Annotated in this window: 20 protein-coding genes; 8 read left to right on the forward strand and 12 right to left on the reverse strand. The window is 65.2% G+C overall.

The features are described 5' to 3' along the window. The 5 genes from ACXR2T_RS00005 to ACXR2T_RS00025 form a co-directional block, all read right to left on the reverse strand. Window positions 1-473, reverse strand: a 473-nt coding sequence (locus ACXR2T_RS00005) for an IS110 family transposase (protein ID WP_489945465.1), incomplete at its 3' end; no start/stop codon positions are given. Between the two features lie 211 nt (window positions 474-684). Continuing rightward, window positions 685-1464: a phosphate ABC transporter ATP-binding protein PstB gene (gene pstB / locus ACXR2T_RS00010; RefSeq protein WP_458838156.1), complete on the reverse strand. Its 780-nt coding sequence runs from the start codon at window positions 1462-1464 to the stop codon at window positions 685-687. 41 nt (window positions 1465-1505) lie between these two features. Then, entirely contained in the window at window positions 1506-2627 is a 1122-nt protein-coding gene (gene pstA, locus ACXR2T_RS00015; RefSeq protein WP_458838155.1) for a phosphate ABC transporter permease PstA, read from the reverse strand. Beyond that, window positions 2627-3598, reverse strand: coding sequence for a phosphate ABC transporter permease subunit PstC (gene pstC, locus ACXR2T_RS00020; RefSeq protein WP_458811633.1), 972 nt, complete (start codon window positions 3596-3598; stop codon window positions 2627-2629). The genes pstA and pstC overlap by 1 nt, the downstream gene beginning before the upstream one ends. Window positions 3599-3683: 85 nt before the next feature. Then, window positions 3684-4787, reverse strand: coding sequence for a phosphate ABC transporter substrate-binding protein PstS (locus tag ACXR2T_RS00025; protein ID WP_458811631.1), 1104 nt, complete (start codon window positions 4785-4787; stop codon window positions 3684-3686). A 180-nt stretch (window positions 4788-4967) separates the two neighbouring features. Here ACXR2T_RS00025 and ACXR2T_RS00030 point away from each other — a divergent pair, with 180 nt between their 5' ends. Further along, window positions 4968-6212 carry a CapA family protein gene (locus tag ACXR2T_RS00030; RefSeq protein ID WP_458838154.1) on the forward strand — a complete coding sequence of 415 codons (1245 nt, stop codon included), beginning with the start codon at window positions 4968-4970 and terminating at the stop codon, window positions 6210-6212. Window positions 6213-6216: 4 nt separating this feature from the next. On the opposite strand, the gene ACXR2T_RS00035 is transcribed toward ACXR2T_RS00030, so the two are convergent. The 5 genes from ACXR2T_RS00035 to ACXR2T_RS00055 are packed head-to-tail and all read right to left on the reverse strand — an operon-like array spanning window position 6217 to window position 11953. Continuing rightward, the gene (locus ACXR2T_RS00035; RefSeq protein ID WP_458838153.1) at window positions 6217-7176 is read right to left on the reverse strand and encodes a diacylglycerol/lipid kinase family protein; all 960 of its coding nucleotides are present in this window, start codon (window positions 7174-7176) and stop codon (window positions 6217-6219) included. Beyond that, window positions 7173-8159, reverse strand: a complete 987-nt coding sequence (locus tag ACXR2T_RS00040; RefSeq protein ID WP_458838152.1) for an NUDIX hydrolase — start codon at window positions 8157-8159, stop codon at window positions 7173-7175. The genes ACXR2T_RS00035 and ACXR2T_RS00040 overlap by 4 nt, the downstream gene beginning before the upstream one ends. Further along, window positions 8156-10279, reverse strand: coding sequence for an RNA degradosome polyphosphate kinase (locus ACXR2T_RS00045; protein WP_458811623.1), 2124 nt, complete (start codon window positions 10277-10279; stop codon window positions 8156-8158). The genes ACXR2T_RS00040 and ACXR2T_RS00045 overlap by 4 nt, the downstream gene beginning before the upstream one ends. Beyond that, window positions 10276-11235 carry a mycothiol synthase gene (gene mshD / locus ACXR2T_RS00050; RefSeq protein WP_458838151.1) on the reverse strand — a complete coding sequence of 320 codons (960 nt, stop codon included), beginning with the start codon at window positions 11233-11235 and terminating at the stop codon, window positions 10276-10278. The genes ACXR2T_RS00045 and mshD overlap by 4 nt, the downstream gene beginning before the upstream one ends. A gap of 25 nt (window positions 11236-11260) precedes the next feature. Further along, window positions 11261-11953: a winged helix-turn-helix transcriptional regulator gene (locus ACXR2T_RS00055; RefSeq protein ID WP_458838150.1), complete on the reverse strand. Its 693-nt coding sequence runs from the start codon at window positions 11951-11953 to the stop codon at window positions 11261-11263. Between the two features lie 108 nt (window positions 11954-12061). Between ACXR2T_RS00055 and ACXR2T_RS00060 the strand changes: the two genes are divergently transcribed. The 3 genes from ACXR2T_RS00060 to ACXR2T_RS00070 all read left to right on the forward strand — a co-directional run bounded on the left by ACXR2T_RS00060 (window position 12062) and on the right by ACXR2T_RS00070 (window position 14478). After that, window positions 12062-12373: a hypothetical protein gene (locus ACXR2T_RS00060; RefSeq protein ID WP_458811617.1), complete on the forward strand. Its 312-nt coding sequence runs from the start codon at window positions 12062-12064 to the stop codon at window positions 12371-12373. Between the two features lie 175 nt (window positions 12374-12548). Continuing rightward, window positions 12549-13679 (forward strand): CAF17-like 4Fe-4S cluster assembly/insertion protein YgfZ, encoded by a 1131-nt coding sequence (ygfZ, locus tag ACXR2T_RS00065; RefSeq protein ID WP_458811615.1) that lies wholly within the window; start codon window positions 12549-12551, stop codon window positions 13677-13679. 58 nt (window positions 13680-13737) lie between these two features. Continuing rightward, window positions 13738-14478, forward strand: coding sequence for a phosphoglyceromutase (locus tag ACXR2T_RS00070; RefSeq protein WP_458838149.1), 741 nt, complete (start codon window positions 13738-13740; stop codon window positions 14476-14478). Between the two features lie 102 nt (window positions 14479-14580). Here ACXR2T_RS00070 and ACXR2T_RS00075 read toward each other — a convergent pair whose 3' ends face one another. After that, on the reverse strand, window positions 14581-14769 hold the full coding sequence (locus ACXR2T_RS00075; protein WP_458811611.1) for a DUF3073 domain-containing protein: 189 nt from the start codon (window positions 14767-14769) through the stop codon (window positions 14581-14583). Between the two features lie 135 nt (window positions 14770-14904). On the opposite strand from ACXR2T_RS00075, the gene ACXR2T_RS00080 reads away from it, so the two are divergent. After that, complete coding sequence (locus tag ACXR2T_RS00080) at window positions 14905-15540, forward strand: hypothetical protein (protein ID WP_458838148.1); 636 nt, start codon at window positions 14905-14907, stop codon at window positions 15538-15540. Window positions 15541-15562: 22 nt separating this feature from the next. Here the strand turns inward: ACXR2T_RS00080 and ACXR2T_RS00085 are convergent, their stop codons facing one another. Continuing rightward, window positions 15563-16858 (reverse strand): DUF445 domain-containing protein, encoded by a 1296-nt coding sequence (locus ACXR2T_RS00085; protein ID WP_458838147.1) that lies wholly within the window; start codon window positions 16856-16858, stop codon window positions 15563-15565. A 54-nt stretch (window positions 16859-16912) separates the two neighbouring features. Here ACXR2T_RS00085 and ACXR2T_RS00090 point away from each other — a divergent pair, with 54 nt between their 5' ends. From ACXR2T_RS00090 to ACXR2T_RS00100, 3 genes are all read left to right on the forward strand, one after another. Continuing rightward, window positions 16913-21052 (forward strand): efflux RND transporter permease subunit, encoded by a 4140-nt coding sequence (locus ACXR2T_RS00090; RefSeq protein WP_458838146.1) that lies wholly within the window; start codon window positions 16913-16915, stop codon window positions 21050-21052. Window positions 21053-21055: 3 nt separating this feature from the next. Next, window positions 21056-22519 (forward strand): DEAD/DEAH box helicase, encoded by a 1464-nt coding sequence (locus ACXR2T_RS00095; protein ID WP_458838145.1) that lies wholly within the window; start codon window positions 21056-21058, stop codon window positions 22517-22519. 224 nt (window positions 22520-22743) lie between these two features. After that, the gene (locus ACXR2T_RS00100) at window positions 22744-24831 is read left to right on the forward strand and encodes an acyl-CoA dehydrogenase family protein (protein WP_458838144.1); all 2088 of its coding nucleotides are present in this window, start codon (window positions 22744-22746) and stop codon (window positions 24829-24831) included. Window positions 24832-24891 lie beyond the last annotated feature (60 nt).

Here is a 24891-nt window from a genome sequence, read left to right on the forward strand (position 1 = left end):
ATCAAATCTCGTCGGGCATCATCTCGGGCACGTACGAGGTCACGTGCCGCTTCTTCCGCCAGAGTGGGCACACGAACGGCGGTGAGCTCGTCCATACGCAGGAGCCGCGCCAAGAGCAGCGCGTCACGGGCATCTGTTTTGATGCGGTCGCCTGAGGGGCGCAGGAGCTTGGACGGGGCGGCTACCACCACATCGATTTCAGCAGCGGTGAGTGCTCGTGCCAGGGTGAACCCGGTGGGTCCAGCCTCATAAGCCACCGCGATGTCATCGGTTGGTTGGGTGACCTCTGAGATCCAGGTCAGGACCGCGTCCGTAGATGCGGTCAGTGCGCTGTGATGAATGTCTCCGCGGGGAGAAATTGCGTAGGCGTGAATACTTCGAGCGTGCACGTCTAGACCAATACAAGTACGATCTGTAAACACCAGGGCCTCCGTTGACTGTCGGCACTCCAAGCCACTCTTGGGGTGATCCACGTATTTTCACCGTGGGGCTCTGGCCTTACAAGGCTTGTAATCGATTATTTATAAACCCCACACTCATAGGGTCTGCGCGGAGCGAGCTTGCGAGCGCAGTCGCAGGATCCAGGCGCAGCTTGACCGAGTGGCGGACAGCGCCTATTCTTCGTCATCCTGCGCGGAGCGAGCTTGCGAGCGCAGCCGCTGGATCCAAACCCCGGAACGTGGGTTACCCGAATCGACCGCTCACGTAGTCTTCGGTTGCCTGCACCGACGGCTGCGAGAACATCTTCGAAGTGTCGTCGTACTCGATGAGCTTGCCCGGCTTGCCGGTGCCCGCAATGTTAAAGAAGGCGGTGCGGTCTGAGACGCGCGAAGCCTGCTGCATGTTGTGCGTCACGATGACAATCGTGTACTGCAGCTTGAGCTCGGCGATCAGGTCTTCGATCGCGAGCGTCGAGATGGGGTCGAGCGCCGAGCAGGGCTCATCCATCAGCAGCACCTCGGGGGAGACAGCGATGGCGCGAGCGATGCACAGACGCTGCTGCTGACCGCCCGAAAGGCCAGAGCCCGGCTTATCGAGGCGATCCTTCACCTCGTTCCACAGATTCGCGCCGGTGAGTGAGCGCTCGACGAGGTCGTCGGCGTCGCTCTTCGAGATGCGGCGGCTGTTGAGCTTGACGCCGGCGAGCACGTTCTCACGAATCGACATGGTCGGAAACGGGTTGGGGCGCTGAAACACCATGCCCACCTGGCGACGCACGAGCACGGGGTCAACGCCCGGCCCGTAGAGGTCTTCGCCGTCGAGCAGCACCTCACCCTCGACGCGGGCACCGGGGATAGCCTCGTGCATGCGGTTGAGGGTGCGCAGAAAGGTCGACTTGCCGCAACCCGACGGCCCGATAAAGGCGGTCACGGTGCGCGGCTCGATGTTCATCGTGACGCCCTCGACTGCGAGAAACTTGGAGTAGTAGACGTTGAGGTCAGAGATCTCGATGCGCTTAGACATGCTGGGTGCTTTCTGTGGTGGTGAAGAGTGTGGGGCGACCGCTAGCGGCCGAACTTGGGGGAGAACCACTTCGCGATGAGACGCGCGAGCAGGTTGAGTGCCATGACGATCAGAATGAGCAGGAGCGCTGCGGCCCACGAACGCTCGATGAACGCGAAGGCCGGGTTGCCCTGGTTCGCGAACTGTGTGTACACGTACACGGGCAGCGACTGCATGCGGTCGGCGAACAGGTTGTAGTTCATTGACGCGGTGAATCCGGCCGTGATGAGTAGCGGTGCCGTCTCGCCGATCACGCGCGCGATAGCGAGCATAATGCCGGTGGTGATACCCGCGATTGAGGTGGGCAGCACCACCTTCAAGATGGTGCGCCACTTGGGCACGCCGAGCGCGTATGACGCCTCGCGCAGCTCGTTCGGCACGAGCCGCAGCATCTCCTCGCTCGAGCGCACGACGACGGGAATCATGAGCACAGCAAGCGAGACCGCACCGACGATGCCCATGCGTACGCCGGGCCCCAGAAACAGGGCGAATACGGCGTAGGCGAAGAGGCCGGCGACGATCGAGGGGATGCCCGTCATGACGTCGATCAAGAACGTGATCGTCTTAGCGAGCCGGCCGCGACCGTACTCGACCAGGTAAATCGAGGTCAGAAGCCCCATGGGCACGGCAATGATGGTGGCCGCGAGCGTGATCATGAGTGTGCCGATCATGGCGTGCAGCGCGCCGCCGCCCTCACCCGTAACGTTGCGCATCGACGAGTTGAAGAACTCGGTGTCAAAGCGCGCCAGGCCGTTCGAGACGACCGTGATTCCCACTGAGATGAGCGGCACCATCGCGAGCGCAAAGGCGCACGTCACGAGCCCGGTGATGAGACGGTCGACGGCTTGCCTGCGACCCTCAATCAGGCCCGCCATCAGCGTGATGATGCCAAGGTACCCGAGGGTGCCCACGAGCACCGCTCCCACGAGTGAAAACTCGGCGCCGCTCGCTGCGGCCAACAGGCCGAACAGCGCGAACGAAATCACGAGGCTCGAGCCCAGCAGGATCCAGGGGGTGCGGCGTGACAACCGGTTACCGGCGAGGCTCGAACCTGCCTGAACGGGGCGTACCGTGATGGGCGGGCGGGTGGCCCGATCCGGAGCGAGGTCAGTGTGCTGGCTCATTAGTTTGCCTCCCGGAATTCAGCGCGGCGGCTGACGATCCAGCGCGCAAGGGCGTTCACGAGGAACGTCACGATGAACAGGATGAGGCCGGTCGCGATGAGCACGTTGATGTTCTCGCCGTAGGCCTCGGGGAACGACAGCGCGATGTTGGCCGCGATGGTCGAGGGGTTCTCAGAAGTGAGCAGCTTGAAGCTCACGAGGCCGGTCGCCGAGAGCACCATGGCGACGGCCATGGTCTCGCCGAGTGCACGACCGAGGCCGAGCATCGCGGCCGAGACGATGCCGGGGCGGCCAAACGGCAGCACCGCCATACGAATCATCTCCCAGCGGGTCGCGCCGAGCGCGAGCGCCGCTTCTTCCTGCAGCTTGGGCGCCTGGAGGAACACCTCGCGGCAGATCGCGGTCATGATGGGCAGGATCATGGTGGCGAGCACGATAGCGGCGGTGAGAATCGTGCGCCCGGTACCCGAAGTGACGCCCCCGAAGAGGGGGATCCAACCGAGGTTCTCGTTCAGCCACACGTAGACGGGCCGAATCGCGGGGGCGAGCACGCCGATGCCCCACAGACCGAACACGACGCTGGGCACAGCGGCGAGCAGGTCGACGATGTAGCCGAGTAGCTGCGCGAGGCGGCGAGGAGCGTAGTGCGAGATGAACAGCGCGATGCCGATCGACAGGGGCAGTGCGAACGCGAGCGCGAGGGTCGCAGCCCAGACCGTGCCAAACACGAGCGGGCCCACGTACTGCCAGAAGTTGCTTGTGAGCAGCGACGCGGTCTCATCGGTTGCGCTGAAGGCGGGGATGCTGCGCACGATAAGAAACAGCGCGACCGCGCCAAGCGTGACGAGGATCATGCTTCCAGCGAAGACAGCCGCGCGCGAGAACACGCGATCACCGATGCTGAGCACCGGCCTGGTGTGTGTGCGGCGCGCAGGCTTCGAGGCTGCGGGCGCGGCGGGGGTGAGGGTCACTTAAGGCTCTCCAGAGTCGGATCGGGCGAAACACGTGGGCGGGCCGCGTCATCACACTCTAGGCGATGACACGGCCCGCGGGGTGCTAGCTGATGGCGTCGATCGCGGGGGTGATCTTGCTGCGCAGGTCGGCCGAGATGGGGGCGCTGCCCGCTGCTTCGGCGGCAGCCTGCTGGCCCTCTTCGCTTGCAATGTAGCCGAAGTACGACTTCACGAGCTCGGCGTTGGCGGGGTCTGCGTAGGCTTCGCAGCCCACGAGGTAGCTGACGAGCACGATCGGGTAGACGCCCTTGGCGGTCGAGCTGCGGTCGAGCGTGATCGCGAGGTCGTTTGCGCCGCGGCCCTCTTCGATGGGCGAGGCGTCAACGATTGCTGCGGCGGCTTCGGGGGAGTAAGCGACATACTCTTCGCCCACCTTGATCTCGACGGTGCCGAGCTCGCCTGCCTGTGAGGCGTCGGCGTAACCGATCGTGCCCACACCCGAAGTGACCGCTGCCACGACGCCCGAGGTGCCCTGGGCGCCCTCGCCGCCGAACTCTTTCGGCCACGACTCGATCGAGCCTACGCTCCAGTCATCGGGAGCTGCCGCGGCGAGGTAGTCGGTAAAGTTGCCGGTCGTGCCCGACTCATCTGAGCGGTGCACAGCGGTGATGGCGAGGTCGGGGAGCTCTGCGCCCTCGTTCTGGCTCGCGATTGCGGGGTCGTTCCACTTCGTGATCTTGCCCGCGAAGATCTGCGCCACGGTGGGCGCGTCGAGCTTCAGTGAATCGACACCCTCGACGTTGAAGATCAGGGCGATGGGTGAGATGTAGGCCGGAAACTCGACGATGCCGCTGTCGGCGGCGCAGGCGTCGAAGGGGCCAGCCGAGATTTCATCGAGCTTGAATGCGCGGTCAGAGCCGGCGAAGGCGCTCGCACCCTGCTGGAACGTTTCGCGGCCGGCGCCCGAACCCGTGGGGTCGTAGTTTACGGTGACACCCGAGTTGGCGGTCTGAAAACCAGCGACCCAGGCGTTCTGTGCGGCGTCCTGCGATGAGGCGCCCGCACCAATGAGCTCGCCCGAGAGTGACGAGTCGCCACCCTCAACGTTCTGTGCGGCGGGGGCCTGCTCGTTGGCCGCGCAAGAGGTCAGGGTGAGTGCCGCGAGACCGCTGATGGCTGCAACCTTGGTCAGAGCTTTGAGCTTCACTGTGGGGTGATCCAATCTTGAGAACGGATGAGTCGTGGCCGGTGCCACACCAACAACAGTAGGAAGCTCGGGTGTCTTGCGGCTCGCTAACGGGTGAACAGCGGGTGAACTCACCGGGCGAAAATGGTGTGGGCCGCGCGCGGCTGCACGCCCAGCCCCGCGCCGACTAGCATGGAACAGATGAACGGGATCAAGAAGTACGCACTGACCATGGCAGCGGCGCTGCTCGTCTTGGGCACCGCGGGCTGCGCGCCAGAGCCCGAGGCCGCGCCTCAAGCAAAGGCGCCCGCGAGCAAGCCAGCCCCCAAGGCCGAGGTGAAGGCCGAAGACACTGCGCCAAAGCCGCAGCCCGGCGCGGGGCCCGCATGCCCCACCGACCACTGCGTGAGCGTTGCGATGTCGGGCGACCTCTTGTTTCACGAGGGGCTGTGGAGTCCGTTCGCGATTCCCACGAACGAGGCGGGCGAGAACTTCGACTTCTTGCCGCTGCTTGAAGGTCAAAAAGCGTACCTCGATCAGACCGACCTCGCGATCTGCCAGATGGAGACGCCGCTCGCGCCGGTGGGCGGCCCCTACCTCGGCTACCCCGAGTTCAGCACCCCGCCCGAGCTGGCCAAAGCGGTGAAAGCGATCGGTTACGACGTGTGCACGACGGCGTCGAACCACACGATCGACCAGGGTACCGAGGGGCTCGTGCGCACCCTCGACGGGCTCGACGCGGCCGGGATCGCGCACACCGGTTCGTACCGGGCAGAGGGCGAGCGTGACGAACCGCTCATTGTCGAAGCCAACGGTGCAAAAGTTGCGATTATGACGTCGACGTTCTCGCTCAACGGGCTCAATGCCGAACACGACTGGCAGGTCGACTTTCGCATGGAAGAGCCGCGCGTCGACCCCGAGCGCATGATCGCGAAGGCCCAGAAGGCACGCGACATGGGTGCGGACCTCGTGATCGGTGTGCAGCACATTGGCGAGGAGTACTGGACCGAGCCGACGCCGGGGCAGCGCGAGCTTGCCATGCAGCTGCACGACAGTGGCCTGTTTGACTTCGTCTACCAGCACCACGCGCACGCGGTACAGCCCCTCGAGAACTACAACGGCAAGTGGATTCTCTACGGCACGGGCAACACGATTAGTGAGTCCGCACCGCCCGCGCAGAGCGTCAACAACGAGTTCTTAATGACCCGTGTGCAGTTCGCGAAGCAGCCAGATGGCACCTGGACCACGAACGACGTGGCTTGGAACGCTGCGACAAACACGCAAAACGGGGGCTACAAGTGGTGCTCGGTGATGCCTGACCAGCCGCAGGGCGTGTGCCAGTCGGCCGAGTTTGACGCGGGTGTGCTCGAGCGCACGCGCGCCACGGTGGACGCGATGGGGGCGGCCGAGGCGGGCGCTCACGAGTGGCTATTGGCGAGCCAATAGCCCGTTAGCTGCTGGCGGGCGCGAGTACTCTGATCGCGCCGGGCACCACCCGCACCTCGAACGGGCCGGTGCCCACCTCCTCGCCGTCGGCAAACGCGATTTCGCTGCCCGCCTCGATCATCACGCGCGTGAGCCGCGTGATGCGCACCTCGGGCAGCGCCGCGTGCTTGCCGCGGGCGAGCGTGCCCAGCACGCTGAACAGGCGCAGCTTGCTCGCGTGCGCCACCTCGATCAGCTCGAGCGCGCCGTCGGTGACCCGCGACTCGGGTGAGATCGGAATCCCGCCGCCAAACGTGCGAATGTTCATCACCGACGCGAGCAGTCCACTGTAGGCATGATCCGGGCGCTCCGGATCACCGTCACCAGGGCGTGCCAGCCCGGTGACGCGAAACGTGCGCGAACGCAGCAGCGCGACCTCGGCAAGCAGGGCCGCCGCATAGCGGAGTGGGCCGATCGGCAACCGCAGCGCGTTGGCGCGGCGGTTCACGGCCGCGTCAATGCCGATCGACAGCCCGCCCGCAAACCAGCGTTCGAAACGAACACCCGCCTGCCCCGTGTACTGCACGAGGCCGAGATCGACGGGCTGCGGGGTCGCGCGCAGCAGCGCCCGCACCGCCCGGGTGGGACTGCGCGGAAGGTCAAACTGGCGTGCGAAATCGTTGCCGCTGCCCGCGGGCACGATGCCAATGGGCAGTGCGCGGGCGGCCGCCACCTGCAGCACGGTGCTAATCAGCCCGTCGCCGCCCACGAGAATCAGGCCGCGTACTCCGGCCGCGCATGCGCGTTCGACGAGCACCCCGCACTCGGCGGCGTTGGGCGCCGAAATAGTGATTGACGAGACACCGGCGTCGCGCAGCGCGCGGCTCACCCGTGCGGCGACGCGGCTACCGCGACCGAGCGCCGAGGCGGGGTTCACGACGAGCGCGAACGGAGGGTGCTGGGCTTCGTGGGTGGGTGGGCTCAACGTTTGATCGGGTAGGTCTCGACGCCGAGAATGCCGGCGCCCGGCCGCGAGCGCGACAAGTGAAATACCGAGAATCCGGCGGGCGGTAGCGCGGCCGCCTCGGCGAGGTAGGGGCCGGGCACGCTGCCGGTCGCGAGCACGAGCTCGCGTGCCAGGTCGGGCAGCACAGGGCGGTGGCTGCACAAAATTGAGTTGCGGCCGCGCTTCACGATTTTGCCGATCAAGCGCCGCGTCTCGGCGAGATCGCCTGCGTCCCAGAAGTCTTGGCTGAGTGAGGCGTGTTCGCGCACTCGTTTGCCCGTGTGCTCGGCGATGGGAGCAATGGTTTCGAGACAGCGCAGCGCCGTCGAACTGTAGAGCCGGCGCGGGCCAAACGCCGCGAGCGACGGCACGAGCATGTCGGCCTGGTCGTCGCCCACTGTAGTCAGCGGTCGCAGATGGTCGGCGGGTGATAGTGGGCTGCGCGGCTCGGCTTTCGCGTGCCGCAACAGCGTGACCGAGAACGTATCGAGCAGGTCGTGGCCCGCGAGACGCAAGAAGACGTCAAAGAGCTTGCGGTCTGCTTTATAGCTCAGACGTGCGCGCGCCTCGTCTGCCCGCACCCACTCGAGCGCTTGTACTTCACCGTTGGGGGTGAACGTCGAGGCGAGCGCACGCTCGGGTGTCACCTCGGCCGCCCAATACTGCACGGTCTTGGTGGCGGTGTCGCCCACTGTGTATTGGATCGTGCCGAGGTTGACACCGAGGTGCACCTTGAGGCCGGTCTCCTCGCGGGTCTCACGCACGGCCGCCTGCGGCATACTTTCGCCGGGGTCCAGCTTGCCCTTCGGAAACGACACGTCACCCTGTTTGGTGCGGTGAATGAGCAGCACCATGAGCTGTTCGGTGGCGGTGCTGGGGGAGCCGCCTGCGCCCGGCGCGTCGGGTGCGACAGGCACGCGGCGCCAACAGACGGTGCCAGCCGCGAGCAACTCGCGCGTCACCTGGGCCTCCGCGCTCGCGCGTGCGTGCGGTCGCTCATCACGAGGTCCTGCAGGTCTGCGAGTTGTTCGCCCTGCGCGCCGACGATGCGACGCTCCCAGGTGCCGTCGGTGAGCATGCGCCATGACGACACATCGTCACTAAACGCGAATTCAAAGAAGCGGTCGATGCGTGCGAGGTGTTCGTGGTCGCTCAACTGCACGAGCACTTCGATGCGGCGGTCGAGATTGCGGTGCATGAGGTCGGCGCTGCCAATGAACACTTCCCTCGATCCGGCGTTCTCAAAAGCATAGATACGTGAGTGCTCAAGATAGCGACCCAAAATGGATCGTACGCGAATCGTCTCTGACAGCCCCGGCACGCCGGCCCGGATCGAGCAGATGCCGCGCACCCACACCTCGATTGGCACGCCCGCCTGGCTGGCGAGGTACAGCGCGTCGATGATGGCCTCGTCGACCATCGAGTTGGCCTTCAGTTTGATGCCGCTGGGCAGCCCGGCGCGCGCGTTGGCAGCTTCGCGCGCAATGCGTTCGAGTAGCCCCGCACGCAGCTGCAGGGGAGCAACGAGCAGCCGGTCGTAGTCGGTCTCGATCGCGTAGCCCGAGAGTACGTTGAACAGCTTGGTGACGTCGCGCCCCACCTCAGGCGACGACGTGAACAGGCCAAAGTCTTCGTAGATGCGGCTCGTCTTGGGGTTGTAGTTGCCGGTGCCGATGTGGCAGTAGTGGGCGAGCCGGTCGCCCTCGTCACGAATCACCTGCACGAGTTTGCAGTGTGTTTTGAGGCCGACGATGCCGTACACGACGTGCACGCCGGCCTGCTCGAGCTTGCGGGCCCACGAGATGTTGGCTTCTTCGTCGAACCTGGCCTTCACCTCGACTAAGGCGAGTACCTGCTTGCCAGCTTCGGCCGCCTTGATGAGCGCCGCGACGATGGGGCTGTCGCCCGAGGTGCGGTAGAGCGTCTGCTTGATGGCGAGCACGTCGGGGTCGGTCGCCGCCTGCTCAAGAAATGCTTGTACGCTCGTCGAAAACGACTCGTACGGGTGGTGCACGAGCACCTCGCGCCGAGCGATTGCAGTGAAGGTGTCGGGCTTCTCACTCGGCGATGCGGTACGAAACTTGGGGTGAGTGACCGGAATGTGCGGCGCGAACTTCAGGTCGGGGCGCGGAATACGGGTGAGCGCGAACAGCCCGCTCAGATCGAGCGGTGCGGGCAGGGTGTAGACCTGTTCGGCGTCAATGTCGAACTCGCGCACCAGCAGGTCGAGCGTCGCCGCGTCCATGTCGTCTGAGATCTCGAGCCGAATGGGCGGCCCGAAGCGGCGCCTCAGCAGCTCTTTCTCGAGCGCTTGAATGAGGTTCTCGGTCTCGTCTTCTTCGATCTCGACGTCTTCGTTGCGGGTCACACGAAACACGTGGTGGTCGATGACCTGCATGCCTGGAAACAGCCCGTCAAGCTGGTTCGCGATGAGTGCCTCAAGCGGAATATAGCGCACGCTGTCTTCGGTCTCGCGGCGATCGACCCGCACGTAACGCGGAATCATTTGCGGCACCTTGAGTCTTGCGAACTCGGTCTTCTCGGTGCCCGGATTGAATACGCGAATTGAAAGGTTCAGCGCGAGCCCCGAAATGTAGGGGAATGGGTGCGCCGGGTCGACGGCGAGCGGCATGAGGACAGGGTAAATATTGTGCTCGTAGTAGTTGGTGAGCACCTCGCGGTCGGCCGCGTCGAGCTCCTCCCACTTCACGATGCGTATGCCCGCGCCCGCTAGCTGCGGCATCACCTGCCCGTTAAAGCAGGCCGCGTGCCGCTGCTGCAGCTCGTACGCGACCCGGTTAATGTCAGCGAGCACATCGGTGGGCGCGCGCCCCACGTTCGTGGGGACGGCGAGCCCCGTGACGATGCGGCGTTTCAGTCCCGCCACGCGCACCATAAAGAACTCGTCGAGGTTTGAGGCGAAGATCGCGAGAAAGTTGGCGCGCTCGAGCAGCGGCACGGTCTCGTCTTCTGCGAGTTCGAGCACGCGCTGGTTGAACGCCAGCCAGCTCAGCTCGCGGTCGAGGTAGCGGTCGGCTGGCAGGGCATCGGTGCCCTCCACGACGGAGGTTTCTTCGCTCATGCGTCCATTCTGGCACTAGCCGCACCCGAATCGGGCCGGTGCCACTGCATGCTGCGTGAATCAATGGTGAACCCCGCGGTTTCGTAGAGCCGCACCGCCGCCGTATTGTCGCCATCGACGTACAGGGTTACGCGCGCGGGAGCGTGCTCTGCCATGCGCGCGAGGGTCGCGTCGAGCAGCAACCGGCCGAGGCCCCGGCCCGCATACTCGGGCCGCACCCCCACGGCATACAGCTCGCAGCTCACCTCATCGCCCCCGGTAGCGTGCCCGTCGCTTCGTAGCGTCTTCACCCATGTTGATCCGGCGAGTTCGTCGCCCGCGTCGAGCAGCAGCAGATCGCCGCTATCGAACCAGGGCTCCTGGCGCATGCGCGCGAAATCTTCGACCGTGATGCGGCCCTGTTCGGGGTGGCTCGCAAACGCGGCCGCGTTCGTCACCACCCAGGCGTCGTCGTCGCCCGGTTCGGTGCCGTACGCGCGCAGCGCGAGGCCGGCAGGGGTCGGCAGGGCGAGCGCGGGCCCTGCGCCCGCAGGCAGCAGATCCGGATCAAGGGCCATGCGGTAGAGCGACCGTGCGGGCGTGAAACCCGCGGCTGCGAGGGCGCTGGCGATGACCTCTCGGTCGCCGTGCACCCATGAGCGCAGCGAGCCTGCCGAGTGCGCGAGCAGCGTGCGCAGCGCCGCGCCTGTGTCTTCGGGGGTCTGGTGCGCAGGGAGCAGCGCCAGGTCGAGTTCGCCCTCCCCGATGACGCCTACGCCGATCGCCGCGCCGTCGAGCTTCGCGCCGTCGAGCTTCGCGCCGTCGAGCTCAGTCCCGTCGGGCGCGATGAGAAGCAGCCGGCGCGCGCCCTGCGATACTGCGAGCAGCGCCTGGTCAGAGACGGGTGAGGCGCCGTCGGCCTGTTCGATCTCGGCGAGAATGCGCTGGGCGACTGCGGGCAGCGACGAAAAAGACACGGTGGGGCTCCTTGAGTGAGGCGCTTTAGGGCGTGCGAAGCGCAGCGGGGTCTTGTAGTTCTTTGGCGCGGGCAAAGCCGTAACCTACGCCGCGCACGGTGCTAATGAGCCCGTCGTGCTCACCGAGCTTCGCGCGCAGTCTACGCACGTGCACGTCGACGGTGCGTGTGCCACCAAAATAGTCGGTGCCCCACACCTCGCTCAGCAGCTGCTCGCGTGTGAACACACGCTCGGGGTGGCCCACGAGAAAGTAGAGCAGCTCGAACTCTTTGTAGGTGAGGCCGAGCGGCCGACCGTGCAGTCGTGCCGTGAAGTTTGCTTCGTCGATGGTGACGCCGCCGGCGTGCAGCTCGGACGTCTCGGCGACGGCGACCTGGCCCGCGGCGGGGCGCAGCAAACGCAGCCGCAGTTCGATCTCGGCCGGGCCAGCTGTCGGCAGAAGCACGTCGCTCAGCCCCCACTCGGTCTGCACGACGCCAAGGGCCGACTCGGGCAGCACCGCCACCCGGGGGGAATGTTCGCCCTGCGCCAGGTTCTGGCACACCTCGCGGGCAAGTCGCACGTTGTTCACGCCGTCGATAATGATGCAGTCATACTGACTGCTCATGCTGGCCGGCAGTCGCACACCCAACGGCGAGGCGCGCACATCGTGTGCGAGTAGCTCGAGCGACGGTAAGGCCTCGGCCGGGGCGCGGTCAGTAAGGCAAAGAAGTTGCACGGTCGCGTCCCTTCACTGGCAGGCTGGGTCGTTCGTCTATAGTACTGGGCGTCGCCCCCACGGTGTCGCACCCAGGGCGTGGTGCGCGGGCTGTGCGACAATGGCGACGTGAACGACGCAACCGAGCCTAACTCGCCTGAGATGCCTAACGTGCAGGCCTGGCACATTCCGCGGCTCGTTATCGCGTGGGTAGCGGCGCTCGCGATGGGCGTGCTGGTGACGGTGCTGGTCGGAGAAGACGCCCGCTTCTCCTGGCTGGTACTGGCTGTTGGTGTTTCGACGCTTATCTCGTTCGCACTGCAGTTGGGCACGGCCGAACGAGTCGGGTTTATCACCCGACTGGCTTTTAGCGTCGCCGGATCAGTAGTGATCATCGCTGTGATCGACATCACGGGGCTGCTCATCGCGCACTTTGCGTAACGGCCGCCCCGGAGTTGCTAGACTGGCGACATGCTGCTTGCACTCGAACTCTTCTTCCTCGGTCTGCTTGGCCTCGCTTCGCTCGCGATTGCTTGGGTTTCTGGCACGGTTATCTACAAGCTGTTCAAGGGTCAGCGCTAACTAGCGCTTGCCCTTCCACGAACGGCCTGCCGCGATGAGCGCATTTCTGACCCTTCCCGGCGCCGTCGCTTGCGAGGCTGCCGGTGTGCCCGCACACTACGGGGAGCCGTTGCGTGAACAGCGCGCACTCGAGGGCGGCACCGCAATCGTTGACCTGTCTCACCGCGGCGTGGTGGTGGTGGCGGGAGCCGACCGTTTATCGTGGCTCAACTCGATGACGAGCCAGCAGCTCACCGGTCTACCCGCTGGGGAGAGTACCGAGACGCTGTTGCTCGATCCCAACGGGCGCATCGAGTACGCGATTCGGCTCGTCGATGATGGTGAGAAGTGCTGGCTACTCGTTGACGAGGGGCTCGCAGATGGGCTCACCGCCTACCTGGGCCGCATGCGGTTTGCGCTGCGTGTAGAAGTGGCGAACCGCAGCGCAGAGTATGCAGCGGTGTGTGCTTTTGGTGAGGGGGCGGCGGCGCGCAAGCTGCGCGAACACGATCCCGTTGTGACCTGGATTGATCCGTGGTCACAGGTGCAGCGCGGCGGAGTACAGTATGCCCGCGCCGACCACGCGGGCGGGCACTGGCAGGCGGTGCAGTGCGTGTTTACCCGCGATCAGCTTGCTGATCTAGTGGCCGACATGGGTGAAGAGGTGCGTGCGGCAGGTCTTATGGCGCTCGATGCGCTTGAGGTGCGAGCCTGGCGTCCCGCACAGCACGCCGACGTCGATGAACGCGCTATTGCGCACGAGTTTGACTGGCTGCGCACGGCGGTTCACCTGACGAAGGGGTGTTACCGCGGGCAAGAAACGGTCGCTAAAGTGCACAACCTGGGACATCCACCGCGCAGGCTCACCATGCTTCACCTTGATGGCTTCGGCGGGGAACTGCCGGTCGCGGGCGCGCTGGTGTACCTGGCCGACACCTCTAAGAGTGAAGGGGCGAGGCCCGTGGGGCGCGTAACCCGGGCGGCGCTGCACTATGAATGGGGCGGTATCGCACTCGCCCTGCTCAAACGTTCGGTGCCTGAAGACGCCGAGCTCGAGCTGCGCGGCGGCGAAGCTGGGGCTGATCCGAAGTCGACCGACGGTGAGGTGATCGCGGCCTCACAAGAGGTGATCGTGCCGTCTGACGCGGGCGCTTCGCGTAACATTCCCCGGCTTAAACGGCTCTAACCGGCACCGCGCCGGTGATGTGTGCGCGGTAGCGTGTGCGACAAACTAAGCTGAGAGCATGACGAACAAGCTGATTTTGCTGCGCCATGGCCAGAGCGAATGGAACAAAAAGAACCTGTTCACTGGATGGGTTGACGTGCGACTTACCGAGCAGGGCCGCGGCGAAGCCGCCCGTGCGGGCGAGTTGCTCGCTGAAGCCGGTGTGCTGCCAGACGTGCTGCACACCTCGGTGCTGAGCCGTGCCATTCAGACGGCCAACCTTGCCCTCGAGGCTGCCGACCGCATGTGGATTCCCGTAGAGCGTTCGTGGCGCTTGAACGAGCGGCACTACGGCGCCCTGCAGGGGCTTGATAAAGCCGAGACGCTACAGAAGTACGGCGAGACCCAGTTTATGGAGTGGCGTCGTTCGTATGACACGCCGCCGCCCGCACTCGATGACGCGAGCGAGTGGTCGCAGGCACGCGATGCCCGCTACGCCGACATCGATGGTGAGCGCCCGCAGACCGAGTGCCTGCAAGATGTCGTCGCCCGAATGATCCCATACTGGGAGGGCACTGTACTGCCCGAGTTGCGGGCGGGAAAGACCGTGCTCATCACAGCGCACGGCAACTCGCTGCGTGCGCTCGTGAAGCACCTTGAAGGTATCTCCGACGAAGACATCGCGTCGCTCAACATTCCGACCGGCATGCCGCTCGTATACGAGATTGATGCAGACGGCCACCCTGTGGGTAAGGGCGAGTACCTCGACCCCGAAGCGGCGGCAGCCGGCGCTGCTGCGGTAGCGGCGCAGGGCAAGTAGTAGCTGCACGCAGCTGGCACGCCAAAGGGCCCCTCGTGAGAGGGGCCCTTTGGCTATGGCCTGAAGGTACTCGTAAACGAGAAGCCAGGCCGTGAGAAGAAGCTAGTGCTCGTCCTCATCGTCGACATTGTACTTATCAGCGTACTCTGCCCAGGGGTCTTCGTTGTTTTGAGCTTCGGCTTTATTCGCCGCGAGTTCACGTTCAAGCGCATTGTAGTTCGTGTCGGGGCTGAAATACTTCAGCTCCCTGGCGACCTTGGTGTGCTTTGCTTTCTGACGGCCGCGCCCCATGCGTGACCCCCTTACACATTCGGGCCCCGCGAAATCGTCGCGAAGCAAGTACCAATTAAAATAGACGTATGGTGGTGATTCTAGCATGAGCGCTGGGCCGTCTTGTGCGCGCCTCGGTGCGGTTACGATGAAGACATGACCAATTCGCGCACACGCCGCACTCGAATCATTCTGTTTGCGTTACTTACCGTGGCGGTTGTTGTGTTGGTTGCGGTGGTCGCAGTGTTGCTGCCCATACTGACGCACAAGAGCGCCGGCGGATCGGGGCAGCAGCTGCCCGAAGGCTACGTTTCAGAGGTGAGTGCAACCGGGGCCGACGATCGCACGCGCACGCTCAGTGTCACTGAAAGCGATGGTAAAACGTTTGATGCGGCAGCGGTGCGGCCGGGCGAGTCGTTGACTATTTCGGGTACTGGTTTCGATGCCGCAATCGGCATATATATCGCTGTGTGCGCGATTCCCAGTGATCCGGCGGTGAAGCCCGGGCCGTGCCTGGGCGGCATCCCCGAGGGTGCGAAAGAGGGCGACGTGAAGGCCGAGGACCTCACGAGCGTGTGGATCTCGAACGACTGGGCTTGGCGGGCCTTTGCGACGCAGGGCTACGACGACGCACAGACCGGCAGTTTCACGGCCACCTTGACGATGCCCGACGCCACGACCGAGGGACTCGATTGCACCGTAACCCGCTGTGCGATCACCACGCGGGCCGATCACACCGCGCTCAACGACCGAGTACAGGACCTCTTCATTCCCATCCGCTTCGCACAGTAACGCTTGAGGTCTCGTCTGGCGGTTACGAGGCGAGAGGCGCAAGCACTAGCGCAGCCACGGTGTAGATGGCCAGGCCCGCGAGAGCGCCGACGACGGTGCCATTGATGCGAATGAACTGTAGGTCGCGCCCCACCTGCAGCTCGATTTTCTCGGCCGCTTCGTGTGCGTCCCAGCGCTGCACTGTCTCGGTCACCACCTTGGCGAGGTCGTGGCGATACTCCTGCACGAGGTGCTCCACCACGCCCATCACCCACACGTCAATCTTGTACTGCAGGGTTGCATCGCCTTGTAGCCTGCGCCCAAAATCCTCTGCCGCGGCCGTCATACGGCAGCGCAGCTCGCTTGCCGGGTCGCTCAGCATCTCGACGATCGCGGCGCGGGCTGTATCCCAGGTGCTTGCCGCGAGCGAGCGAACGCGGGGGCTGTCAAACACTTCGTGTTTGAAGCTCTCAAGCTGCGTGCGCAGCTGATCCTGCTCTTGCAAATCGCGCCCCAGGTCGCGTAAAAAGCGCCGGATCGCTTGCCGGGCGGGGTGATCGGGGGTTGTCGCGACCGCGCGTGCAAACCGCACCGCTTCGCTGTGCAGCCGCTGGTCAATGAAGCGATCGAGCGCGTTTGGCAGCCAGGAGGGGAGCTGCGCTGAGAGTACGCGGTCGAACGCGTGCGGGTGCGTTTCGAGCCACTCGGCAAGACGCCCAGCGGCAACATCGATGAGTGTTTCTTCGTGTTCACCCGCCACAAATGAATCGAGAGCACGGCCCATGAGTGGACCCCACTCGGGGTCGAGAATGTGCGTGCGCACGAGCGTCTCAACGAAAGCTCGCACATCGTTGTCATCGAGCACGTCAAGAGCTCCGAGTGTGGCAGCCGCGACGAGATCACTCGTGCGTCTAGCGCCGTTCGGGCCGGTCAGCCAGGCACCGGCGGCCCGCGCACCGCTAATTTCGGCGAGTTTGTCGTGAACGACGTCTTCGGCGAGGAAGTTGTCTTCGATGAACGACCCGAGCCCCTCACCGATCTCGTCCTTCTTGCGTGAAATGAGGTTGGTGTGTGGAATCTTGATACCGAGCGGATGGCGAAACAGTGCGGTGACCGCGAACCAGTCGGCGAGCGCGCCCACCATGCCGCCCTCGCTTGCGGCGCGCACAAATCCCCAGGCGGGGTGGGTGCTCTGCAGCAAAAAAGAGACGACAAACACGACGGCCATGAATCCGAGCAGCGCGAGTGCGATTGCCTGCATGCGGCGCAGACCTTCGAGCCGCGCGAAGTCGTCGGGCGTGCGTGCACCGAGAGTGGACCTTGGGCGAAAGCGCAGCATACCTGACATTATGCTCCCGGCGGGTGTGCGGGCGCGCATGGAATAATCAAAGCCATGCATCTGCTCACGGCGTTCAGCCTACGAAACCGCGCACTGATTGCACTCGTGACCATCGTGGCTGCCGTGTTTGGGGTGATCGGGGCGGGCTCATTGAAGCAGGAGCTCATGCCGTCAGTTCAGTTTCCGGCAATAGCGGTTGTTACGAGCTACCCGGGGGCCGCCCCCGAAGTGGTGAACGCAGATGTTTCAAACCCCATTGAGACTGCCATGCGTGGGGTGCCACAGCTCGAAAGCACAACAGCGACATCGAGTACGGGAGCATCGATGGTGGTGGCCCAGTTCACCTACGGTGTTGACCTGGCCGTCACCGAGCAAAAGGTTGAACGCGCGATCAGCCGTCTGGGGGCTGCTCTGCCAGCGTCGGCCGACACTCAGGTGATGTCGGGCAGCATCGACGATTTTCCGGTCATTCAGGTGGCGGTGACACCGGGCGAGGGGCAGAGCGCCGAAGAAGCGGCGCAGCTGGTGCGACGTCTCGTCACGCCCAAGCTCAGCGATCTCGACGGTGTGCGCGACGCGCAGCTATCGGGCGATCGGGCCGAGCGCGTGGTGATCACCCCCGACCTCGTGACGCTGGCGCGCGATGGGCTTTCGCCTCAGACGCTCACAGACACGCTGCAGCAGAGCGGGGTGCTGCTCGCGGCGGGCACAGTCTCGGACGGTGACCGAACGCTCGCAGTGCAGGCCGGATCGACGGTTGATTCGGTCGAAGCGATTGCCGCGCTGCCAATTCCGGGCACGGCCGTTCCGCCGGTCAGCCCAGAGCTGCCCGCTGACCAGGCCGAGCAGCCCGCTGACCAGGCCGAGCAGCCCGGTGACGAGGCTGTGTTGCCAGAAGAGGTCGCTCCTGCCGCCCCAGCTGCGCCGCTCACGATTGGTGCGTACGCTACGGTCGAGCTCCAGCAGGCGCCAGAAACGAGCATTTCGCGCGTCGATGGCAAGCCGGCGCTCACGATCGCGGTGACTAAGATGTCGGCCGCCAACACGGTCGAGGTCTCGCACGCGGTACAGGCTGAGCTCGACAAGCTCGCAGACCAACTGGGGGGTGCGCAGCTCACCGTTATTTTTGACCAGGCCCCCTACATCGAACAGTCGGTTGAAACCCTCACTGTTGAGGGGTTGCTCGGGCTGCTGTTCGCGGTGCTCGTGATTTTGGTGTTCTTGATGTCGGTGCGCGCAACAATCGTCACGGCGATCTCGATTCCAGTTTCGGTGCTGTGCACATTTATTGGCCTGGGCTTCGCTGACTACACGCTCAACATGCTTACGCTGGGCGCGCTCACCATTTCTATCGGTCGGGTCGTTGACGACTCAATCGTGGTCATCGAAAACATTAAGCGTCACTTTGGCGAGGCCGGGGTAGACGCGGCCGGTGATAGGGCCGGCATTATCGTGCGCGCAGTGCGCGAGGTGGGCGGCGCGATCACCGCATCGACTGTCACGACGGTGGCCGTGTTCTTGCCCATGGCGTTTGTCGACGGCATGGTCGGTGAGCTCTTCAGACCGTTCGCGTTCACCGTGACCATCGCGCTCGCGGCTTCGCTGTTCGTGGCGCTCACGATTGTGCCCGTGCTCGCGTATTGGTTCTTGCGGGGCGAGTCTGCGCCCAAACGGCGCCGCGGGCAAAACCGCAGCGACGGCGCCAACAGAAGCCACAACACTCGCGAGGGCAGGGGTGTAACCAGCGAAGCACCTACGGCCCTGCAACGCGGCTACCGGCCGATCATTGAGTGGACACTGGCAAAACCCGCGGCCACGCTCATCGCAGCGGCCCTCATCTTAGGTGCAACGGTCGCCGCCACACCGCTCATGAAGACGAACTTCATGGGCGCTGCCGAACAGAACTCCGTTGGTCTGGTGCAGACTCTCGCGCCGGGCACGAGCCTTGAAGCGCAACTTGCTCAGGCCGAAAAAGTCGAGGCGGCGCTTGACACCGTGGCCGCGGTCGAGTCAGTGCAACTGACCATTGGTAGTGGCGGCGGTGGAATGGGCGCCATGTTCGGTGGCGGCAGTGGCGACGGAGCTGTGAACTACTCGATCACCACTGATCCGAGCGCAAACCAGCCTCGCGTGCAAGACGAGATTCGAGCCGCGGTTGAGGCGCTCGATGACGCGGGCGAGTTCGCGATAAGCGAGTCGCGCGGGGGAGCTGGCATGTCGTCGTCGATCGCCGTGAATGTGGCGGCCCCCGACCAAGCAACGCTGGCAGACGCGAGCAACGCGGTGCTCAACGCGCTCAAACAAGAGTCGGGCCTCAAGCAGGTTGAGAGCGACCTCGGGCAGTCACGGCCCTACCTCAGTGTGACCGTGAATCGCGAAGCAGCGGCGCAGGCGGGGCTCAATGAGGCGGCGGTCGCGGGCCAGCTGGCGCAGCAGATGCAGTCGCAGCAGATCGGCCAGATCACGCGCGATGCTAACGTCACAAGCGTCTACCTGAGCCTCGGCGCAGTGCCAACCGATGAGGCAGGCGTCAAAGCGATCACGATACAGACGGCGGTGGGCCCCATGCCGCTCGAGTCTCTCGCGACGGTTGAGGTTGCCGACGGCCCCGTCTCAATTCATACGGCAGACGGGGCACGCACGGTCACAGTGTCGGCGCTACCTGCGGGCGACGACCTGAACGCCGCGAGCGCGGCGGTGGACGCGGCGCTCGAGTCTGTCGCCCTGCCAGCGGGAGCCACAGCCGCGGTGGGCGGTGTGATGGCGCAACAGGCCGAAGCTTTTGAACAGCTCGGCATTGCGCTACTCGCGGCGATCCTGATTGTGTACGTCGTCATGGTCGCCACGTTCCGCAGTTTGCTGCAGCCGCTGCTGCTGCTCGCGTCGGTGCCGTTCGCGGCGACGGGCGCGCTGCTGCTGCTCATCGCGACGGGAATCCCGCTCGGTGTCGCTTCGCTCATTGGTGTCTTGATGCTCATCGGCATTGTCGTGACGAACGCGATTGTGCTCGTTGACCTCGTCAATCAGTATCGCGCGCGCGGCGACGAGTTGCGTGACGCGGTGCTGCACGGCACGATGCAGCGTTTGCGCCCCATTGTGATGACCGCGCTCGCGACTATCCTCGCGCTTACGCCCATGGGGCTTGGCATTACGGGGCAGGGTGGCTTCATTTCGCAGCCCCTCGCTGTCGTTGTGATTGGCGGTTTGCTCTCATCAACGGTGCTCACGCTCGTGGTGCTCCCGACTCTTTATTACGTTGTTGAGCGGGGGCGCGAGGGCCGCGGCGGCGGGAACGGCCCGCGGCGCGCGACGGAGGGCGGCTCCGGCGGTTCGGGAGGCTCCGGTGGCTCGGGAGGCTCCGGTGGCTTCGGTGGCTCGGGTGGCCCAGGCGGTGTGAGTACCCTGGTGGCCATGGTCGGGCGGTGGCCCAAACGGGCCCTCGCGCTGTTCGGCGCGGCGGCAAGCACGCGCGGCGGCGCGATCGCTGCAGCGGCTCCCGGCGCGGCTGCGGCGAGGGAGCCAGGGCCCAGGCGCTCCGGATCAATCCCCGTGCAGGCCACGGCTCCCGCCGAGACGACAGTGCGCGCTGAACGTACCCCGCGCACTGAACGCACCCCGCGCACTGAACTGATCCCGAAGACTGAGCCCATGACGGTCGCTGAGCCCGTTCCGCTGGCTGGGCCTATTCCGGTGGCCGAGTTCACTCCGGTGGCCGAGTTCACTCCTGTGGTTGAACCCGACCCGACGGTTGAACCCGACCCGACGGTTGAACCCGACCCGACGGCTGAGCCCGGGCCGATCGCTGAGCTCACGCCGACCGCTGAGATGCACTTAGCGCTTGAGGGGCTCGGGTTCGGCGCGGAGGCCAAAACAGCGGCGGAGGCCGAAGCGGCCTCGGTGCCCGGGGTTGCCGCGGATCCGGAGCCAGAGCCGCCGATGCGCGCCGAACGTGCCGCCCAGTCCCCAGCAGCCGGGCACCGAGGTTTTGCGTCTGACACGTGGAACGCGACCGACGAGATTGCGCCGCTCGTGCTGCCTGAGCCCCACGCCTCGCCGATTACGCGGCCACCCGCGGGCGCGCCGCCAGTCACGGGCGAGCTGAGCTGGGACGATCTGATGAAAGAAGCGACTTCGCCGGCGGAAGATTCCGACCGGCCAACCCCCACCGGCCACGCGCCGAGCGAGGAGCACTGAGACATGGCCAAGGGCCGACGCGGCGGGTTCAAGCCGCCCGCAAACTACGAACCGGGGCGTAACCCTCGCAAGAAAACGACACGCTACGAGGTGCAGGCTTCGAAGCCAGACGCCGATCGCGCGCCGCGAGAAAAACGCGAGACGCGAGAACCGCGGGTCACGCGCGAGAATCGCAACCAACAGAAAGCCGTGCTCGAGCGGCAGCGCGAGCAACACCGCGCGCCGCTGCCCGAGGCCGTGCGCACCACGGTGGCCGATGCGGCACAGGCCACGTTTGCGAGTCTCGGGTTGGGGGGCAACCTCGTGCGCGTGCTCGGTGAGCTGGGGGCTGAGAGCCCGTTTCCAGTGCAGGTCGCGACGATCCCTGACGCGATCGCCGGGCGCAACGTGCTCGGTCGCGCCAACACCGGTTCGGGCAAGACGATCGCGTTTGGGGCGGCGCTCGTGGAGCGCATGCTCAAGCTGAAGGCCGAGGGGCATATCGCTCGCGCGCCCAAGAAATCCGCGGGCAAGCGCGGCGTGCGCACTGAGGGTCCGCGCCCGCAGGCCGTGCGCCACCCCAAGGCGCTGATTCTCGCGCCGACGCGTGAGCTTGCGCTGCAGATCGACCGAACCGTGCAACCGCTCGCGCGCTCGGTGGGTTTTTACACGGCGCAGCTCGTCGGGGGGACCCCCATCGACGCGCAGGTGCACGCACTCGAGCGTGGCGTCGACATTGTGATCGGCACCCCCGGGCGCATTCAAGACCTCGTAGATCGACGCAGGCTCGACCTGCGTGAGGTGCTCGTGAGCGTCATTGATGAGGCCGATCACATGTGTGAGCTCGGGTTTCTCGAGCCCGTGCAGAAGGTGCTGCGGCAGACGGTAAACGGCGGCCAGCGACTGCTGTTCTCTGCCACCCTCGACGCCGACGTGTCAGACCTCGTGGCAGAGTTCTTGCCCGAGCCGGTCGTGCACGAGGCCGAAGAGAAGGCGCCGGGACGGGTCGACCACAGCGTGCTGCTGGTGCGCGGTACCGAGCGTGACGCGGTCATTACGCAGCTCGCGAAGCGGCGCGGCCGCACGATGGTGTTTTGCCGCACGCGCGCGAACGCCGAGCGGATTACGCAAATGTTGGGCGATGACGGGGTGCGCGCTGTCGAGTTGCACGGAAACCTCAGCCAGGCCCGGCGTGAGCTCAACCTTGAACGCTTCAGCGACGGTAAAGTCGCGGTGCTCGTCGCGACCGACGTCGCGGCGCGCGGCATTCACGTCGACGGCGTCGACCTGGTCGTGCAGGCCGACCCGCCGAGCGACTACAAGACCTACCTGCACCGTACCGGTCGCACGGGGCGCGCTGGCAGCGACGGTCGCGCCGTACTGCTGATCTCGCGGGCGCGACAGGAGCGCACCGAGGCAATGCTCGCAGAAGCGGGCGTGAAGCCGCGCTTCTTTGGCGACTTCGCCCCCGGTGACAAACTGCGGTAGCGGTGCACAAGGTGCGCTAGTTCTAGATGAACTCCACATAAACCGGTTGCTATTTATGTAGATCATCACCAAGCAGTGTGGCGGGGGCCCGGCCACGTTTGTAGCACGGCCCCCACACGCTTGAGCGTCGGTCACGCGCTCCCTAGGCTGACGTTAGAGCCGAGGATTCTTGAACAGTTGATTCAAGAACGCCCGGCGCGCACAGAGCTGACAAAGGAGCACCGATGAGCGACCACCGCACCCTCTCGACCCCCGTACAGGCCGCAAAGATCGATGTGGGAGAGGTGGGTGACGCGCTCCTCGGCAGGTGGAAGGCCGAGCGACTCGAGTCGCGGGCGCTCGCCCAAGACCCGCGACTGCACACGATTGCCGGGCAACCGATGGCCGAGCACCGCGAGCGTGCACTGGGGCAGCTGAGCATTCTCGTCGAAAACGGGGCCATTCAGCGCGCATTCCCGGCAAGCGTCGGCGGCAGCGACAACCACGGCGGCAACATTGCGGCGTTTCAAGAGCTCGTGCTGGCCGACCCCTCGATGCAAATTAAGGGTGGCGTGCAGTGGGGTCTCTTTGGCGCCGCTATTTTGCACCTCGGCACAACGGAGCACCACGAGAAGTGGCTGCCCGACGTGATCAGCCTGAAGCTACCGGGCGCGTTTGCGATGACCGAGATCGGGCACGGGTCAGACGTCGCCTCAATCGGTACGACGGCAACCTATGATCCGGAGTCAGAAGAATTTGAGATCCACACGCCGTTTGCGGGCGCGTGGAAGGAGTTTCTCGGCAACGCGGCGCTGCACGGGCAGGCCGCGGTCGTGTTTGCACAGCTCATCACGAACGAAGTGAACCACGGTGTGCACGCATTCTTCGTGCCAATTCGTACGCCTGCCGGTGACATGCTGCCAGGTGTGGGCAGCGAAGACGACGGAGTGAAAGGCGGGCTCAACGGCATCGATAACGGCCGGCTGCACTTTACGCGCGTGCGGGTGCCGCGTACGAACCTGCTCAATCGCTATGGCGATGTGGCGCCTGACGGCACCTACACGTCACCCATCGAAAGCCCGGGTCGCCGCTTCTTCACGATGATTGGCACGCTCGTGCAGGGGCGCGTATCGCTCGACGGCTCGGCCGTGCGCGCGATGCAGGCGGCGCTCGCAATCGCGATCACGTACGGCAATGAGCGGCGGCAGTTTCCGGGGGCCTCGGGGCGCGAGACCGTGCTGCTCGACTACGGTCAGCATCAGCGTCGGCTGTTGCCTCGCCTTGCGCAGACCTATGCGATGGCATTTGCGAATGAGCGGTTGCTCACCGTGTTTGACGAAGTGTTCTCGGGCGCCCGCGACACCGAAGAAAACCGCGAAGACCTCGAAACACTCGCGGCGGCGTTCAAACCCCTATCGACCTGGGCGGCGCTCGACACCCTGCAAGAAGCGCGCGAGGCGTGCGGAGGTGCCGGGTTTATGGCGAAGAATCGGTTCACGAGCCTGCGCGCCGACCTCGACATCTATGTCACGTTTGAGGGCGACAACAACGTGCTGTTGCAGCTCGTAGGTAAGCGGCTGCTGAAGGACTACGCGGCACAGTTTGCGGGCGGCGATAAAGCCGCGATCGCAAAGGCCGCGGCGACGCAGCTGGGCGATCGGGTGAGCAGGTTCGGCCTGCGTCAGATGGGGCAGAGCATCGCCGACCTCGGGCAGGTGGCGCGCTCGGTGGAGAGCCTGCGCGCACCCGAAGCGCAACGCGCGCTGCTCGCCGACCGCGTTGAGACAATGGTTGCCGAGATCGCAGGTGTGCTGCGCGACGCAGGCAAGGGGATCGACCGGGCCGACAAACAGGCGCGCGCCGCCGCGCAAGAAGAAGCGTTTAACGCGCAGCAGCACAAGCTCATCGCGGCCGCCCGGGCGCACGCCGAGCTGCTGCAGTGGGAGGCGTTTACCGAGGCCGTCGACGCGCTCGCAGATCCCGGCTCCAAGCAGGTGCTCACGTGGTTGCGCGACCTGTTTGGGTTCTCACTCATCGAACAGAACGCGGCGTGGTACCTGATCGCTGGCCGCCTCTCGGGGCAGCGAGCCGAGGCGGTGACCGCTTACGTCGACCGCTTGATCGGGCGGCTGCGCGACCACGCCGGTGACCTCGTCGATGCGTTTGGGCTCACTCCTGGCCTGCTGCGCGCCGAGATTGCGACGGGCATTGAGGCAGAACGGCAGGCCGAAGCTCAGGCGTACGTCGAAGCAGAGCGCGATGCTGGCCGCTGGCCGATTCACGAGAAAGAGCTGCACAAGCAGGCGAAGGCTCGGGCGGCCGCGCGCAGCTAAGCTGGGCGGGTGCGTAGCGAAGACCATCTCTCAGACTCGCCCCTGCCCGGGGCGCGGCAG

The sequence above is a fragment of the Leucobacter faecis genome, from assembly GCF_054456635.2.